Below are 16,134 nucleotides of genomic sequence, written 5' to 3' on the forward strand. Positions count from 1 at the left end.
CCGTGATCAAGGTCCCGTCGCCTGTGCGAGGAGGCGGGACCAGGCGTCGCGGAAGTACGTCGTGTCGAAGCGGGCCAGCGTCTCGTAGACGATCTTCTGCTCGTCCGGCGACGGCTCCGCCCGTTCCCGTATTTGCTGGGCCAGTCGACGTGGGTCCGGGCTCGGCTGGCCGGTGAGGTCCGCGAGGTCACCGAGGCCGGCGATCGGGTCGATGAGACAGGGCATGCCGAGGAGCAGCGCCTCCGCGGCGCAACGGCTCCACCCTTCCTTCATGCGCGGTATGAACACCCCGACGTCGCAGGCCCGCAGCAGCTGGAGGTACTGAGGGCGGGGTAGGTCGAAGTGGCGTCCCGGGGAGCCGACGGTGTTGCTGCCGGTGGTCACGAGATGGAGTCCTGGCACATCCCGGATGGCGGCGGCAACCGTGTCGATGCCCTTCCAGTGCACGGCTTTGCCCGCGTATACCGAGATCCCGTCCTGCGGAAGGCCGAGCCGGGCCTTGCACTCCTCCCTGTCCATAGCGCGCACCTTGTCGATCTCGACGAGGTCGAAGGCGTTGTGGATGACCTCGGCGTTGTCCACCCCGCGGTCCCGGAGGAACGCCGCCCAGTACGGGGCCACGCACACGACCGAGCGGCACTGGGCCAGGACCGAGAAGAGCCTCTGCCACAGCAGCGGTTCGAGGGGCCAGGAGTCGAACTGCAACGGTTCGTAGTGGTGGAAGACGAAGACGGTCCGGGCCCGCATTTCCGGGGTGAACCACAGGACGCTGAGGTCGTCCCACAGGAACATGCCCGGCTCTGCCCTGAGAGCGCGGATGTGAGGTGCGAGGCGGGCGAGATGGCGCAGCTTCCGTCCTCGACGGACGGCGTAGGTGCGCTTGTAGTCCGGCACCGTACGCCAGTCGATCCGGTCGGCCAGGGCCTCGTGGATCATACGGAGGTAGACGCGGCCTCCGGTGCGGCCCTGTGGCGACATGGAGTGGACGACCGGCCTCACGTAGCCGCCCCCCGCTGCTGCTCGTACTCAGTGGAGAGCAGTTCGAACGTGGCCCGCAGCCGCGCACCTGCGGCGCGGGATTCCTCAGCGAGCGGCAGGTAGGTGCGGGCCAGGCTGTCGAGGAATCGCTCCCGGCGGCCCGGATTCGGTGAGTGCCGCAGGTCGCGCAGGTTGTCGATGCGGTCGGCGAGGCGGACGAGCAGTTCGTCCGGACCGAGGGCGCAGATCTTGTCGTGCCAGGCGTCAGCGTCCCGTGGCCGCTTGGGGCGCTGCTCCAGACGGTGGTCGGGCGTCATGGAGCGCAGCCGCTGCGCGAAGGCTCCGCCCAGGCCGGAGTCGATGAGGGGCTCGGCCGACGGGGAGATTTCCAGCGCGTCGTGCAGCAGGCCCAGGATGAGCAGATCGGGTTCGGTGACGCCGAGTTCGTTCCTCAGGATGGTCACGACGCGGACCGGGTGGTTGATGTAGGGCGTGCCCTGATCTCGGACGTGACCGGCGTAGATCGCTGTGGCGAGGGTTGTCGCGCGCTGGCCTCGCCCGCGTTCGTGCTGTGGCCAGTCGTCAAGGCCGAGTTCGTACGTCACGGACGGGATGTTGGTCATGTGCGATCCGTTCCGGAAGCGGCCGACAGGGCTGTCTCGATCCGCACGTGCGGGGCCAGGACCAGCGTGTCCTCGACGACCAGGGCGTCCAGGCCGAGTGCGACCGCGGCGTCGACGGCCTGCTCGGCGGTACGGAGGATGGGCGCCCCCTTGAAGTTCAGGGAGGTGTTGAGGAGCACGGGCACTCCCGTGAGCCGGTGGAACTCCTCCAGCAGCGGGCGGACTCCGGAGTGCCCTCGACTCACGGTCTGGAGACGGGCGGTTCCGTCGTGGTGGACAACTGCCGGCATCCGGTCGGACTTGCAGTGCCGGGCGTGGACGACGCGGTTCATGAACGGGTCGCCGACGCCGAGGAACCACGCATCGGCTTCCTCAACGAGTGCCAGGGGCGCCAACGGGCGGAAGTCGGCCCGCTGTTTGAGGGCGTTCAGGCGGGTCTTGGTCGCAGCCTCGCCGGGGTGGGCGAGGATCGAGCGGTGGCCGAGGGCCCTCGGCCCGAACTCCATGCCGCCCCGCACCCAGCCGACGACGTGGTGGTCAGCGAGGAGCGCGGCGACGGTGGGGATCAGCCGCTCACCGAGGCCGGAGACGCTGCGGTAGCCGCCCGCGAGCGGTCCGTCGGGCAGGGGGCCGGGGAGCGGGCCCCAGTCGGCGTCCTCGGGTGTCGGCAGGAGGGGGTGCCCGAGAACGTAGTTCCAGGCGTAGAGGGCGGCGCCGACCGCGGTGCCGGCGTCGTGCGGCGTCGGGGCGACGAACAGGTTCTCGAAGCCGGACTCCTCGGCGAGCGTGCCGTTGAGATGGGAGTTCAGGGCGCATCCGCCGGAGAAGACCAGAGTGCGGGCGGCCGTGAGACGGCGCAGGTGACGGGCCACGTGGATGACCGCCTCGGCGAAGACCCGCTGTGCAGCCGCGGCCATGTCGGCGCGGGCGTCCAGCGGCTTCGAGTCGGCGGACCGCGCGGTCCAGACGGTGCCTTCGATCCCGAGTGGGGCGTCGGCGTCGTACGAGCCCCATGGCGCCGCGATGTACACGTGTCCCTGCTCGCCGAGATGGACGAGGTCGCGGAGTTCCTTGTAGTAGCGGTCTGCATCACCGAACGCGGCCAGGGCCATCATGCTGCCCTCGACTTCGTTGCCCGGCGGAATCACCCGAAGCGCGAGGTTGCGGTAGAAGTGGCCGAGGGACGGGTGGGTCCGCACAGGTCCGGACGGGCTGGGGGCGATGGCCGGTGCGACCTGGTGGATGCGGTCGATGCTATCCGGCCTCAGGTCGTAGCCGGTGATCCGTTCGCGTCCCGACGCGATGTCGGTGCCGAGGGCGGACCCTCCCGCGTCGATGACCAGTCCGGCGGCGTGTTCCTCGTCGGAGAGCAGATAACCGGCCAGGACGTGCGCGGTGTGGTGGGAGATGAGCTTCAGTCGGTGTCCGAGCGCCCCGGGGAGCAGGGCGGCGAGTTCGGCCTGTTCCGTGGAGGCCCACGATCCGTGCGGCGGGCTGGGCCGCATGGACGGGGTCCAGACGTGCTCGATGTCGTCGACGGTGATGCCTGCGGACCTCAGGCACCAGTCGAGGGCATGGGTGGGGGCGGTGAGGATGCCCTTGCGCGTGGTGCGGTTGTGTTTGACGCCGCTCCACCGCTCCTCCTCGGCCGCGTAGATGCGGCCGTCGACGACGAGGCAGGCGGAGGTGTCGTGGTGGAAGTTCAGACCGAGCACTGCGGACATGGGGACCTCCGGGAAGTGGGTGGTCAGACGGAAGCCGTGCGGCGGGTGAGGGTGGGGACGACCTGGAGACCCGAGTCCTTGTACTCGTGGCACTTCAGGCAGAAGTCGTAGTGCTCACGCCGCGGCGCGAAGACCTTGGTGGCGAAGTCGTCGTCCCAGACCGTGAACTCGCTGTCGTTCTTGGCCATGGCGTTGAAGCACCGGTAACAGTCGCCGTCGACCTCGATCATGAGGTGCTGGTCGACGTTGCGGTCGCAGAGTCCGCCGAGATCGTTGGTCGGCTGGCCGACGTCGATGTGGTGGACGTGGTTGGTGACATGGATCGCCCCGTGCTCCGAGCACAGGGCGGCCAGTTGCCTGAGGCGGTCCGGGGCGATGGCCTCCAGCACGCTGTTGATGACGACGGTCTTTCCGGCTTCCCTGAGTACGGGGACGACGGCCCTGACCTCGTCGTAGTTGTCGTGTTCCTCGTCGCAGCCGATTAGGACCTGGTCGTAGTGCGCGAGGGTCGCCTCAAGGAGGCGTTCGTTGCGGGCCAGGGTGATCGCGTTGGAGCCGAGCACCATGACCTGGTCCGGGAAACGGTCACGGGCCAGGCCGCTGAGCTCGCTGAAGTCGCGGTGGACGGTGGGTTCTCCGCCGTTGATGTGCAGCTGCCGGAACGGGATCTGTCCAAGACGGTCGAGGACCTGCTCGAACGTGTCCAGTGGCATGTTCTCGCCCTGGCCGCCTTCGGCGAAGATACAGAAGTCGCAGTGGCGGTTGCACTTGGTCGTGATCTTGATCTTCGCGGTCTTGAGGGTCCTTTGCGCACCGGGCAGCACGGAGGACGTCATGGAGAGCCCCTTTGGTCACGTGGAGTGGGCGGAGAGGAAGTCTTCGACGACGGAGCGGTGACGAGCCCACAGAGTGAGGAGGTCTCGAAGGGTGCCTGCCGTGGTCGGGCCTGGTGGCAGCAGCTCCGTCATCGCTTTCACGAGCAGTGCGTCGTCACCGGAAGTCCGGTCGGCGAGGCGGGTCAGGGTGTTCCGGGCGGAACGGAGTTCCTTCTCCTCGCGAGCGATCAAGTAGCCGGTCGCGGTCTCCGGCGGGGGATCCAGGTAGTAGATCCAGCGCGCGACGCGTACGCGGAGCATGCCGGCGGTCGTGACCCAGGCCGCTGCCTCCGCTTCCGACTCCTCCGGGAGCGGCTTGGGGCGTGGTGTGCGGCGCAGAACGGCGTCCACGGCGACCTGGGCGGAGCGCAGTAGCCGCGCGGGAGAAGGTCCCGGATCCGAGGCGGTGGCGGACAGGCGAAGGGTTTCCTCGGCAAGGGCTTCGAGTTCGCCGGGGTGCCACTCGTTGAGGGCCGCGGTCTTCCCGGGGCAGCGGGTCCGCGTGGCGAGGGCCGCCGACGCGAACCAGCACGGCGCCACGTAGTGCCAGGCGATGCAGTGCCTTCGGTAGCCGTCGAGGTTGTGGTGGACGTTGTCGGTGCTGTCCTGGTCCAGTTGGTAGCGGCCTCCGATCCGAGCGTCGAGGATCCCGCGGTAGAACCTGTCGTCCGCGCGGCTCCACGGCATCATCCGCGCGTGGGACTGCCACTGCCGGAGCCTGACCGCGTCGCCCGCGGCCAGGCTCCAGGTGGAGATCTCGGCTGGTGACACGCGATTCCGGTCGAGTTCGACGCCGGTGAACGCGAACCCGGGCGGATGTTCGAGCAGTCGGCTGTGGGTCGGGTCCAGGAGTACCGCCTGGTGGTGGGCGGTGGCCAGCCGCTCGTTCCATTCCCACCACGAGTCGGGGTTCTGGTCGAGGATGACGCGGATGTCTATGTCGGAGTGAGGTGCGATGAGGTCGCCGGCCTGCCACTTGTGCGTGAGCATGCTCGCGGTGACGCCCTGGGCGGCCAACTGCTCGGCGTAGACGACGCCGAGTTGTTCGTACGACACGGTGGAGCGAGTCGTGGTCACTCGGTCTCCCCTCCAGGCCGGCGGAGCGAGCAGCCCCCGCCCGTACTGCTGGCAACGGGCAGAAGCGGAAGCACGGGTACACCCTGAGGTCGCTCCATGCGGTCCCAGCGCAGGTCGTAGTCGACGTAGTGGAAGCCCTGCCAGGCTTCGTTGCCATCGCGTTCGAGCATGGCGCGGAAGAGGTGGGCGTAGGCGTCGGCCATGGTGCCGTCGGCGAGGTGCGGCTTCAGGGGGATGTCGCGGTTGTGGAGGATGCACGGCCGGGCGATGCCGGTGGGTGTGATCTTGATGCGGTTGGCGTCGGAGCAGGTGGCGCAGGAGGAGTTGGAGATGAACCCGATGGAGCCCGCCCAGCCGGGCGGCCGCAGGTACTGGCCCGGGCTTCGTACACCCAGCTCGGTACGGGAGATCTCGCCGGCCTTCTCGAACCAGGCGTGGAGGCGCTCGCGGACCTCCGCCTCGGGCACGAACTCGGTGGGGAACAGGGCCTCCGCCGGCCCGATGCGCTGCAGCTCGATCAGCCGTACGGCGATGGGGAGTCGCTTGGCGAGTTCGGCGACGCCGAAGGCGTCGTCCAGGTACGACCGCTGAAGCACGCAGTTGATCTTGACTTTGAGGCCGAGTTCGAGTGCCCGGTCGATCGTGGCACGGGAGACACGTGGGTCACCGCCGCCCATGATCTCGGAGGACCGCGAGGGATCGAGGCTGTGCAGGCTGATGTTCAAGTACGTGAGCCCGGCGTCATGCAGCGCGTCCACGGTCAGGCCGCGGCGCAGGTTGCCGTGGCTGGTCATGCCGATGGTCGCCTCGTCGCCGAGCCCGCTGGAGAGCGCACCGATGATGTCCAGGATGTCTGCGCGAAGCGTCGGCTCCCCGCCAGAGCAGTGCGCCTTGCGGATGCCCCAGAGTCCCGCCTCGTTCGCTATGCCCGCGTAGTTGGATACCGTGAGCGTCTTGTCCTTGTGCCCGTAGTCGGGCATGCACCGCGGCTTGCAGAAGACGCAGTCGAGGTTGCAGATGGAGTTCAGCGTGAACGCCAGATAGGGGTGGTTCCGACCGGACTCGGCGAACCGCCGCAACAAGTCGCTCCTGGAGAACTGCTGGTCAGTGGGGATCATGTGTCCCTCCCTTGGATGGGGTGACAGCACCGTTGAGGGGCTGGTCGGCGAGGAAGAGCCGGAGGTTGTCGACGAAGAAGGCGACCGCTTGGTCCATGTAGGCGTGGCTGAAGACGGCGCTCTTCGGCGTGAGCACGATCTGCGGGTGGTGACGGAGCGGATCGTCGAGCGCGGGCGGCTTGCGCGGCTGTACGTCGAGGGCGGCGCCGGCCAACCGGCCCTGATCGAGGGCGGCGAGGAGCGCGTCGTGGTCGACGGTGCTGGCCCGCCCGAGGTTGATGAAGACCGTCCCAGGACGGCATGCCTTGAAGGTGCTCTCGTTGAAGAAGCCGTGCGTCGCGTCGGTCGCGGGAAGCAGGTTGACGACGGCGCGCGAACGCGGGAGTGCTTCACGAACACGATGTGCCGGCACCCATTCGATCCCGCCGTGTTCGTAGCGAGGGGGGCCGCGTCGTACGCCTATGACGTGCATTCCGAAGGCCTGCGCCACCTCGGCGAGGCGGATTCCGACAGCGCCGCAGCCGACGATCATGAGCGTCTCGCCGCACAGGTCGAAGAAGCTGTCGGCGAGGTCGTCCTTCCACCAGGCGGACCGGGTCTGGAGTCGTGCACTCGTGAACAGACCCCGCGAGAAGCCCAGAAGCAGGCCGATCGCGTGCTCGGCCATCGGCCTCCCGTGGTAGCCGTACCCGCGGGTGAGCGTGATCCCCGCAGCGTCGAGCGCGGCGACTGGCCAGTGATCGACGCCTGCGGACGGGGTGGCCGCCCAGCGGAGCCGTGGGGAGGTATCGAGCCACGCCCGGTCGAAGGACCAGCCGAAATAGACGTCAGCGGTACGGATCTCGACAGGGAAGTCGTGCTCGTGGGCTACCAGGAAGCGGACGTCGGGAAAGGCGGACCGTAACTGTTCGGCGTGCCGGTCGGATAACTGCCAGAAGGCGTAAGAGGAGTTGAGGGCGACCAGCGCGGTGGTTGTCACGCTCCACTCCCCAGGGAGGCGCTGAGCACCATCGCCCAAGGGACGTGCTGGCGCAAGTAGGAGCGGATAGTGGCCTCGTAGTCGTGCCGGGCCGTGAGCAGTGCCCTGCCGCGCGCACGCATCTGCTCACGCTCTCGGGCGCTGATGTGGAGCGCCCGACTGATCGCTTGGGCGAGGCCCATGGGGTCACGGGCTTCCGCCGTGAACCCGGTCACGCCGTCGATGACGGTCTCCGTGAGTCCGCCAGCCCGGGTTGCGACCACTGGCGCGGCCTCCGAGGCGAAGGCTTCGAGTGGGATCCGCCCGAACGGTTCGGCTCGGGAAGGCACCACTACTCCCAGGAGAGCCGGGCTCCGCAGCCACGAGCGGTACTGAGGGGAGAACCGCAGGAAGAACGTCGCGTCGATCGCGTAGTCGCGGACCATCACCTGGAGTCGCCGCTGGTAGCCGGTCAGGGTCTCCGTGTGCGTTGTGGGCGCGAGCAGGAGGTGCGGCACCCGTTCGCCCTGCGTGCTGAGGATGCGGAGGGCTTCCAGCAGGTCCTCGAAGCCCTTGCTCTCCACCGCCCGACCCATGGCCAGCAGGAACCCCGCTTCGGCTTGCGGCGGCAGCGGAGCCGGGGCCACGTCCTCGTGGTCGCTCAGGAGCAGACCGTTGGGGAGATCGACCACCGCGTGCCGTGGGACACCGTAGACCTGCTCAAGATGGCCACGCATGTGGTGCGAGATGGCGGCGACGCGTGCACCGCCACACACTGCCGCTGCCAGCCCCTTGTGCTCCCAACGGATGCGTCGCCGGTCCTCCGGGGAGGCGAGTTCGCTCGTCGACCGAGGCAGGAGAAGGAGGCTGAACGGATCGCCGGCGCGGCGATGGGGCCCGAGCCCGAGGAAGGGGATGTCCAGGCCGATCAGTTGGGCCATGGGCGCGTCGGCAAGGCGCTCCCGGGCGGTTTCCGTGACCCGCTCGCACAGCGCTTCGCAGCCCGCGAGTGCGGCGGTCGCCGCCTGTCCACCCGGAACCGGCACGACCTCGGCGCCGACCTGGCGCAGCATTCCTTCTGTCTCGGCCACCCACGCGGGGTCGTAACTGGGGTCGGAGCGTGGAATGCGAACGGGCATGACCAGGAGGCGTCCTCGGGGCAGCGTCCGGGTGAGTACCTCAAGGAAGGCCCTGTTGCTGAAACCCGTGCCTGACGTGCACCCGTAGTAGCCGTCATGCAGTGCGACGGCGATCTTCGGCGAGACCGTGGTGGTGGCCGGCCCGACGCCTCCCTCTGTACTGCTCTGACGCTGAAGAGAGACAGCTTCGCTGGTCGGAACGGGGGCCACCAGGCCCTCTGAACTGCGTGTACGGGGTGCCATGTGAAGACTCCTCCAGTGCGGGATAGGCGGGGGAGAACAGTGGCTCGGGCAGGGAGACACCTGGGACGCGCATCGGGGTGCGGCGCGTCGGAGAATCGTGCAACGGAGCGTGAAGAGACGATTCCACTACGCGAGCGCGGCGAGCGGACAAAGTGTCCACAGGAATTCGCCGACGACCTCTTGACAGCAACTTGCCTTGTTTGCAAGCCCGTTGAGGGTTACCGGGGCTCCGAGCGATTGCCCCAAGGTGGTAGAAGTTGCTCGGGCCGTACGTCCACCGTCCGTTGGTGCTGGCGGGACGAACTCGGGTGGAGTCCAAAGGCGTTCACGCTTGAGCTGAACCGCGTGTTCGGGGTGGGGATCGTGACCGATACCGCGCCGTACAGCTGGCGTGGAGTGGGCTGGAAGCGTCGACAAACCTGCTCTGTCGATCTCCGCACCCTTCGTGTGACCTCGTTCGGTCTCTTCGCGTGATCTTCTCCGGCGTGTCGAGTTGGCTTGAGAGTGTCGGGGAGAGCCTGCGTGAGTCATGAGTTCACGCGGGAGGAGGACGTAGATGCTCACGCTCCGCATCGCCAGGGATGAGGGCGAGGCGCAACGGGCGGCGGCCGAGAACAAGGATCGCCGCAGTGACGGGCGCGATTTGGCACTCGGCCAGGAGACGTTCGGCGAGTACGCGAACCGCTGGTACGAGGCCCAGGACCTGGCCGCCTCGACCATGCAGAACTACAAGCGCCACATCGAGGAGCACCTGCTCCCCGACTTCGAGGACAAGGCGCTCGACGACATCGTGCGCAGGGATGTCGACCTGTGGGAGAAGAAAGAGAAGGCCATCTACGCGGCCTCCAGTGTCAGAACCTGGCGCTCAACACTCCATCTGATCCTCGAAGACGCGATCGACGAGGGACTGATCACGACCAACCCGGCCGCCAGACGGCGCGGACGCGGCAAGCGCGCCGGCCGATCCCGCGACCGAGGCCCGGAGAAGGTCGTCACCGACGCACTCGGCATCCTGCTGACCGCCGAGCGGGCCGCCCTGCTCTCCGGCCGCGATGACGAGTTCGTCGCCGTCGTCCTCAAGGGGTACACCGGCATGCGCTGGGGCGAAATCGTCGGCTTGGAAACGGACTTCGCCCGTCCAGGCTCCGTCCGCGTCGAGTGGCAGCTGTACGAACTCGACACGGGCGAGCTGGTGCGCTGCCCGCCCAAGGACGACAGCTACCGCACCATCGACGCGATGGACTGGCTGTCGGCCTTGGTCGCCAACCACGTCGCTCACACGAAGCCGAAACCCTGCCCGTGTCACGGCAAGACCTACGTCTTCCGCGGGCAGGGTACGGCTCGCTACGGCGTCCGCCAGAGCGTGAAGCTCGTTGACGTCGCACTACGTGCCGAAGTCTCCACGGGCACGGTGTCCAACGTCCTCAATCACCCTGACCGCGTCACCGAAGCCAAGCGCATGAGGGTGGAGCAGGCCATCGCGGACCTGGGGTTTGTACGCGGGGGCTTGGTGTCGGAGCCCGCCGCTCACTGGCGCCGAAGCGGCTTCGCGACTTGGCTGTTCACCCCCGCGGTCTCTGGCTGGTACCCGAGGAAGGCACCGCAGCAGGCCCGCCCCGTACCGCTGCTCGGCGAGCCGTGGCCCGGCGTCCCGGCCCGAGGGCGCGCAGCCAATGAGCGGGCCGACGCCTGCTGGCTCCCGATCGCCAAGGGCCTCACACCCCACGGTCTCCGCCACACCCACCGCACCGTGATGGAGGACCTCGGTACCGAGAAGGTGCTCATGGACCAACGCATGGGTCACATCGACGGCTCCGTCTCGGCGCGCTACGCCCACGTCACCCTCGGCATGCGCAAACGCCTGCTGCTCGGGCTGACCGAGCAGTGGGAGGCAGCGCTCGACGCCCGACTGGCCCTGTGTCCGACGTCTCCGGCGCGCGTGCTCAATGATCTCCTGCGCGAACGCGCGTCCATGGCTCGATCCCCTCGCCATCGATCCGTATCCTGCCGCCGATCGCGATGGCGGGGCCCAGCCCGCAGGTGTTGAGGCGGATCCCGTTGTTGCGATGCCCAAGGGCACCGGTCGAAGGGTTGCGCCGCGACGGCGAAGCACGACCTGACGGGGCGCGGGTGTTCGCCCGCAAGTGGGGACCCGCGGAGGCCGCATTGTGGACCCAGCGGCCATCACCTACGTGGCGTCGGTCTGGGGGTCGTCGTCCCGGTCGGTCGCCAGTGCGACGGGCAGCGGCAGCCCGTACTTGTCGCACAGGAATCGGGTCTGGCAGTACCGCTGGGCGTCGGCGGCCACCCTGCCGAGGACCGCGGAATTCATGCCGGCACCGATGAGGACACCCACGAACGGCACGACCTTGGCGACGTTTTGAACCGGCACCCTGGAGCCGGTCGGGCCGAGCTGCTGCATCAACTTTTCAAGGGCTGCCAGGAGACGGTGGTCCTGGCGGAGCTTCTCCGACCACTTTATGCGTCCCTTGATCGCGTTCGCCGCCCGTGCGGTTTCACGCAGCGGCTCGGCTTTGGCCGCCTGCGCCATGAAGGACCGGCGTACCAGGCGTTGGATGAAGATCTGTTCACCGGGGTCTTTGGCGTCGTAGCCGTAGGAGTACGCGATGCGCGATGCGATCGACGTGCTCAGGACCTGGATGACGAGGATGTCCGCGGTCATCGCGACGGGGATACCGGCGACGGGGACCATGGCCAGCAGGCCCATGGCGCCACCTTCGAACGCGCCGGCGGTGCGCCACCTGAGGGTGTTGCGGGACAGCAGCCGGTCGCAGACCTTGAGGTCCTGCTGCCGTAGTTCGGTGAAACGGTCGAGTTCGACACCTTGCTTGCGGGCGAGCTTCTCGACGTTCTGCGGGTCGTTGAGGTCCATGGCCCAGTCGTTGACCAATTCGAGCAATGCTGCCGCGGCTCCGAGCACTGGTCTCATGGCCTTGTCGGCGACCGCGTCGCCTGCGCGACGGATCGGTTCCGTGACTGCCTCTGGCGCAGCGTCCGTAACCCGTCTCACGGCGTTTCCCGCGACCTCTCCGGTGCGACCGAGCGCGGCATTCGCCCAGTTCGGCAGACCACGGCGGTTGTCGCGGCGCTGCCAGTGCTCGTTGAGCGTGTCCCATACCTGCCCCTCGTACGCGTTCATCGGGGTCGTACCGTCGACGAGCGGGCTGGCGTGAGTGCTCATTGAGTTCTCCGTTTCGACTGTGATCGCCGGGGCCACGATGTCCTACCAGCCGACACGTGGGTGATGCCGCGGTGCAGGGGGCGATGTCCAAAGTCGACTCCACCGGCAGTCGACTGCACCGGCCACCCGCGGATCAGTAACTCACCTCTGCCGCAAAGTAGCGGTCCGGTTTGGTGATTCTGGTCTTGCTTTTTGGGCGCGGGGGCAGGCTTGGCCTCGTTGGGGTGTCCGTACGCCGACGACCGGGGCAGATGGAGGGCTCTTGTTGACGAGCCCTCCATCTTGATCATTTCCTCAGTCCGGGATAGTGGCCCGTGACGCTCAGCGCTTTCCAAACCGGTTCACCTGGTGGCTCGTTCCAGGTGAACAGCAGTGACGCTCCTGGAAATACGGAAGGCGAGCACTGCGTAAGTGAACTTACGATGCTCCGATGCGGCCAGAACCTGGACAGCTACTGCACTTCTCCGAGGATCCCACCATCACCCGCTTCGTCCCGCGCGTCTCCCCGACGTCGAAGGACCAGGGAGCCTTTGTCTGGGCCGTCGACGCGGTCCGCGCCCCCGACTACTGGTTCCCCAAGCAATGTCCTCGGGCAATGGCATGGGTGACACCTGACACGTCCCCGTCGGACCGCGAGCGGATCATCGGCCCGGGCGGGGGCGCGCGAGTACACGCGATCGAGTACGACTGGTTGGAGGAGATCCGCAACGTTCGCCTCTACGCCTACCGGTTCGACTCCACGCTCTTCCGCCCCATCGGGGAGCCCGTCCCGCGCGCCCATGTCGCAGAGGAACCCGTCGAGCCGTTGGGCCCACCCGAGCCCGTCGGGAACGTCTTTGCCCTGCACGCGGAGGCTGGCATCCAACTGCGGGTTCTGGACGTCCTGTGGCCGTACTGGGAGGCCGTCATCTCCAGCACCTGCGGGTTCAACGGCATCCGGCTGCGCAACTCCCTCGGGCACCCCGCACACCGGCCCGAGGCCCGACCACGAACGCTCCTCGGCCAAGCGGGCGCCGGTGAAGGGGCTTTGGAACGGTGACTGGCCGGTCACTGCTCGGCGGAAGAACGCGTCGCTGTCGTGATCTCCTCCAGGAGCCGCTGTACGTCCTCAAGGCTGTCGAGCACCGAGTCGGCTCCCGCTGAGGCCAGATCGCGGGCGGTGGTCTTGCCGGACGCGATTCCGATCACTGAAGCGCCGCCCTCAAGTCCGGTGCGGACGTCTTCGAGTGAGTCTCCGATGACGACGGTGTTGGAGCGCGTGAAGGTTGCCCCGAGCTTGGCCTGAGCTCGCTTCTGTGCGACGCCGACGAGGGCGGGACGGTGCTCGTCGTCGGAGGAGTACCCGCCGATTCCGGTGTCCAGGAAGGCGTCGAGGCCAAACGCTTCGAGCTTCAACAGCGCGTTGGGCTTGAGGTTCCCCGTGACGACGGTCGGTACGCAGTGCGGCTGCTCATGCACCGCCTTCAGGGCCGACACGGCACCGCGCATGAGGACGCCCTGCTCGCGCAGGCCTTCCTCATGCGCGGCGAGGCGCTGCGGTAGGAGTTCAACGATGCGCGGCAGCAGTTGGGGGACGTCCGATGCCGGCACGCCGTTTTGCAGGAGCAGGGATCGGATCGCGAGGGGCATGGTGAGGCCGGTTCCCCGGGCCGGAAGTCGCTCCGCTGGGCGCCCGACGATCTCGGCGAAGGTCTCGCGGTAGACCTGCCGATCGATCTCACCGACGTAAAGCAGCGTGCGGTCGATGTCCCACAACACGAGGTACCGTTCGGCTTCAGCCATTCCTGACTCCTTGCCTTCGGCCTAGGCGACACCGCCCTGTGGCCGCGAGAGTATGGGCGTTCACACCCACTCATCGTGTCGACGTAAGCGTCTGGCTACCGGTCGCGGTCGGATGACAAGGGCTGGTTTCCGGCCTGCGCAGGATTCGCGCGGACAATCTGTCCGTAGGTAATTCGACGCCCACCTCTTGACTTGAGGGATGAAACCCTGCTCACTCAGCGCCCGGTTCTTTGTGAAATGCCCCTCTCTGTCTATCCGTTCGGAAGATCAGGACGGGACAGTGATGTGCGTCAGGCCTGTTTCGCGAAGTACGTCGTGGGCGCGCGGCCATCAGCTCTGTTAACAGTTGGCGACCAAGGGCGCAGGCTTGGACATTATCCGTACTCTGATCTAAGTGCTTCATCGCGAAGGGACAGGTTCACCGATGAGTGAAAACCTGACGCTGGGAGACCGTCTCCGTATCGCTCGTAGGACACGGAAACTGTCCGCCGCTCAACTGGCACAGAAAGTCGCGGTCTCCCCGAGCTACGTGCAGAAGTTGGAGTCGGGCGCACGCAAGGCCTCACCCTCGCTGGTGCTGGCTCTCGCCAAGGCCCTGCGCTTCGGCCCCGAGGTCCTGACCGGCCAGCCGTATTACGGTGAGCCGGAGGCGGAGGACGGCGTCCACGCCGTCATACCCGAGCTCCGCCGCCTCCTGCTCTGCTACGACAGCCCCGACGACCTGGAGATCGCTCCGCGGGCGCTTCCCGTGCTCGCCTCGGAGGTCGACCAGGTAGCGGCCCTGCGCCGAGACGCCCGGTATGCCCCGATGGGCCCCCTGTTGCCGCCGATCATCACCGAACTGACGCACGTCGCCCTCGGCGGCGAAAACGGTGACCGGGCCAAGGCGTTCTGGCACCTCGCGCGCGCGTATCGCGCCGTCAACTCCCTCGCCCACAAGATGGGGCACCACGACCTGTCGAACACGGCGTTGGAGCGCGTCCGTTGGGCGGCGGACCGCTCCGGTGATCCGCTGATGCAGTTCACGGCCGGCTACCTCGTCGCGGGAGCCATGTTGCGCCAGGGCGCGTACACGCCGGCACGCCGCAGGCTCCTCGGGCTGCGGACCGAACTGGAGCGGCTCCAGCCCGAACGCGCCTTCACGCAGGACGCGCTCGCGGTCGATGGCGCGCTGCTGTTGAAGCTGGCTGTCCTCGAAGCCCGGGAGAACGATTCCGCTCGCGCCGACGACTACCTGCGGGAGGCGGAGCAGGTCGCGGCCATGGCAGGCAACCGCGACTCCCTGGCGTACGAGATGTCGTTCGGCCCGACGAACATCCGCATCCATGAGGTGCACGCGATGATCGACACGGGTGACACCGAGCAGGCCCTCGCTCGTCTCGCTGAATGGTCTCCGGTTCCCGGCGGTGAGTGGGCCCCGCCCAGCACGACTGTCGGCGAGCGGTCGAGCCACCACTTCATTGACGTGGCCTCCGCGAAGCTCGCGGAGAACGACCGTGACGGTGCCTTCGCGGACCTCAAGCGCGCCCGGAAGGTCGCGCCCAATCACACGCGGTTCCACCCGTCTGTTCGCGAGACCACCGCTGCGCTGCTCAGGATGGACGTCCACCCCTCCAACGAGCTGTCCGCGTTCGGTAGTTGGACGGGCATTAGCACAACCTGACCTTCTGTCAAGGACCTTGGCGAACGGACCCCACGGACAGACTGTCCGCGCAGGACAGCTTGCTGAATGGAATGGTCTCCTCACACGCAGTGGTGAGGAGGCCTTTTCCATGTCCGACGAAAATCCCGCGGCCCACGCGAATCCGCCGCGCTGGATGCCTATCGGCGAGGAGCCCGAGCTGTGCTCGGCGGGGGAGTGGTGGGACGCCGTGCGCGCCGTGGAGGCCGTGGGCCGACGCGCGATCGAGATCCTCGGCGAGGGTGACGAACCGGTCGGCCCAGTGATCCTGGACCACGAGGGTCCGGAGCCCCGGCTGTACTTCCTGGTTCCCGTGGGCACCGCGGCCCACTGGGAGGAGCTGGGGACCGTCGCGCTGGGGCGGAAGTGCCACGTCGTCGTGCCGTCTGCGGAGAGCATGACGCCTCCGGGGATGCACTGGCACGTCTTCCCGCAGGGCCCACGATCGCTGACGCGACCCGATGCTCTGCGTCGCGCGCTCAGCCAAGCTCGCCGGGAGCGGCGAGGGTCCGTGGAGGAAGCGGGTTCCTGATGGCTCTGAGCGTCTCTTTCGTGCTGTTGCTCGGCATCCTCGTGGTCGTTCTGATCCGCAGCAAGGCCGTGAAACCCGGACCCGCGATCGTCTGCGTGTTCTTCGGGTTCTTCCTGGCCAGCACTTCCATGGCCCCGAGCATCAACCGGTTCATGACCGGTGTCGCCGACATGATCGGCCAGATTCGCTTCTAGCGAGCCCG

At 67.6% G+C, this 16,134-nt stretch carries 15 protein-coding genes; 5 read left to right on the forward strand and 10 right to left on the reverse strand.

The genetic code is table 11. The features are described from left to right. Window positions 1-6 precede the first annotated feature (6 nt). The 8 genes from ACIBK4_RS46750 to ACIBK4_RS46785 are packed head-to-tail and all read right to left on the reverse strand — an operon-like array spanning window position 7 to window position 8,492. Window positions 7-978, reverse strand: a complete 972-nt coding sequence (locus ACIBK4_RS46750; RefSeq protein WP_399005638.1) for a glycosyltransferase — start codon at window positions 976-978, stop codon at window positions 7-9. A 17-nt stretch (window positions 979-995) separates the two neighbouring features. Continuing rightward, window positions 996-1,601, reverse strand: a complete 606-nt coding sequence (locus ACIBK4_RS46755; protein WP_399005640.1) for an HD domain-containing protein — start codon at window positions 1,599-1,601, stop codon at window positions 996-998. Continuing rightward, entirely contained in the window at window positions 1,598-3,325 is a 1,728-nt protein-coding gene (locus ACIBK4_RS46760) for a carbamoyltransferase C-terminal domain-containing protein (protein WP_399005642.1), read from the reverse strand. The genes ACIBK4_RS46755 and ACIBK4_RS46760 overlap by 4 nt, the downstream gene beginning before the upstream one ends. Before the next feature lie 23 nt (window positions 3,326-3,348). Further along, window positions 3,349-4,161 (reverse strand): radical SAM protein, encoded by an 813-nt coding sequence (locus ACIBK4_RS46765; protein WP_399005645.1) that lies wholly within the window; start codon window positions 4,159-4,161, stop codon window positions 3,349-3,351. A gap of 15 nt (window positions 4,162-4,176) precedes the next feature. Further along, window positions 4,177-5,277 (reverse strand): hypothetical protein, encoded by a 1,101-nt coding sequence (locus ACIBK4_RS46770; protein WP_399005647.1) that lies wholly within the window; start codon window positions 5,275-5,277, stop codon window positions 4,177-4,179. Next, the gene (locus ACIBK4_RS46775; protein WP_399005649.1) at window positions 5,274-6,395 is read right to left on the reverse strand and encodes a radical SAM protein; all 1,122 of its coding nucleotides are present in this window, start codon (window positions 6,393-6,395) and stop codon (window positions 5,274-5,276) included. Before ACIBK4_RS46775 ends, ACIBK4_RS46770 begins: the two co-directional genes overlap by 4 nt. Next, entirely contained in the window at window positions 6,382-7,374 is a 993-nt protein-coding gene (locus ACIBK4_RS46780; RefSeq protein WP_399005651.1) for a D-2-hydroxyacid dehydrogenase, read from the reverse strand. Before ACIBK4_RS46780 ends, ACIBK4_RS46775 begins: the two co-directional genes overlap by 14 nt. Next, the gene (locus tag ACIBK4_RS46785; RefSeq protein WP_399005653.1) at window positions 7,371-8,492 is read right to left on the reverse strand and encodes a glycosyltransferase family 4 protein; all 1,122 of its coding nucleotides are present in this window, start codon (window positions 8,490-8,492) and stop codon (window positions 7,371-7,373) included. Before ACIBK4_RS46785 ends, ACIBK4_RS46780 begins: the two co-directional genes overlap by 4 nt. Before the next feature lie 799 nt (window positions 8,493-9,291). Here ACIBK4_RS46785 and ACIBK4_RS46790 point away from each other — a divergent pair. Then, window positions 9,292-10,782: a LacI family DNA-binding transcriptional regulator gene (locus ACIBK4_RS46790; protein WP_399005656.1), complete on the forward strand. Its 1,491-nt coding sequence runs from the start codon at window positions 9,292-9,294 to the stop codon at window positions 10,780-10,782. 141 nt (window positions 10,783-10,923) lie between these two features. Here ACIBK4_RS46790 and ACIBK4_RS46795 read toward each other — a convergent pair whose 3' ends face one another. Further along, window positions 10,924-11,937: an EcsC family protein gene (locus ACIBK4_RS46795; RefSeq protein ID WP_399005658.1), complete on the reverse strand. Its 1,014-nt coding sequence runs from the start codon at window positions 11,935-11,937 to the stop codon at window positions 10,924-10,926. Between the two features lie 430 nt (window positions 11,938-12,367). Between ACIBK4_RS46795 and ACIBK4_RS46800 the strand changes: the two genes are divergently transcribed. After that, on the forward strand, window positions 12,368-12,976 hold the full coding sequence (locus tag ACIBK4_RS46800; RefSeq protein WP_399005660.1) for a DUF6886 family protein: 609 nt from the start codon (window positions 12,368-12,370) through the stop codon (window positions 12,974-12,976). 8 nt (window positions 12,977-12,984) lie between these two features. On the opposite strand, the gene ACIBK4_RS46805 is transcribed toward ACIBK4_RS46800, so the two are convergent. Continuing rightward, complete coding sequence (locus tag ACIBK4_RS46805; protein ID WP_399005662.1) at window positions 12,985-13,719, reverse strand: HAD family hydrolase; 735 nt, start codon at window positions 13,717-13,719, stop codon at window positions 12,985-12,987. Between the two features lie 424 nt (window positions 13,720-14,143). On the opposite strand from ACIBK4_RS46805, the gene ACIBK4_RS46810 reads away from it, so the two are divergent. The 3 genes from ACIBK4_RS46810 to ACIBK4_RS46820 all read left to right on the forward strand — a co-directional run bounded on the left by ACIBK4_RS46810 (window position 14,144) and on the right by ACIBK4_RS46820 (window position 16,126). Next, a complete protein-coding gene (locus ACIBK4_RS46810) occupies window positions 14,144-15,382 on the forward strand; it encodes a helix-turn-helix domain-containing protein (protein WP_399005664.1) in 1,239 nt (412 codons plus the stop codon). 109 nt (window positions 15,383-15,491) lie between these two features. Continuing rightward, window positions 15,492-15,932 (forward strand): hypothetical protein, encoded by a 441-nt coding sequence (locus tag ACIBK4_RS46815; protein ID WP_399005666.1) that lies wholly within the window; start codon window positions 15,492-15,494, stop codon window positions 15,930-15,932. Beyond that, window positions 15,932-16,126 (forward strand): hypothetical protein, encoded by a 195-nt coding sequence (locus ACIBK4_RS46820; RefSeq protein ID WP_399005668.1) that lies wholly within the window; start codon window positions 15,932-15,934, stop codon window positions 16,124-16,126. The genes ACIBK4_RS46815 and ACIBK4_RS46820 overlap by 1 nt, the downstream gene beginning before the upstream one ends. The last annotated feature ends 8 nt before the right edge of the window (window positions 16,127-16,134 follow it).

The organism is Streptomyces sp. NPDC050528, assembly GCF_044457795.1.
GTDB lineage: Bacteria > Actinomycetota > Actinomycetes > Streptomycetales > Streptomycetaceae > Streptomyces.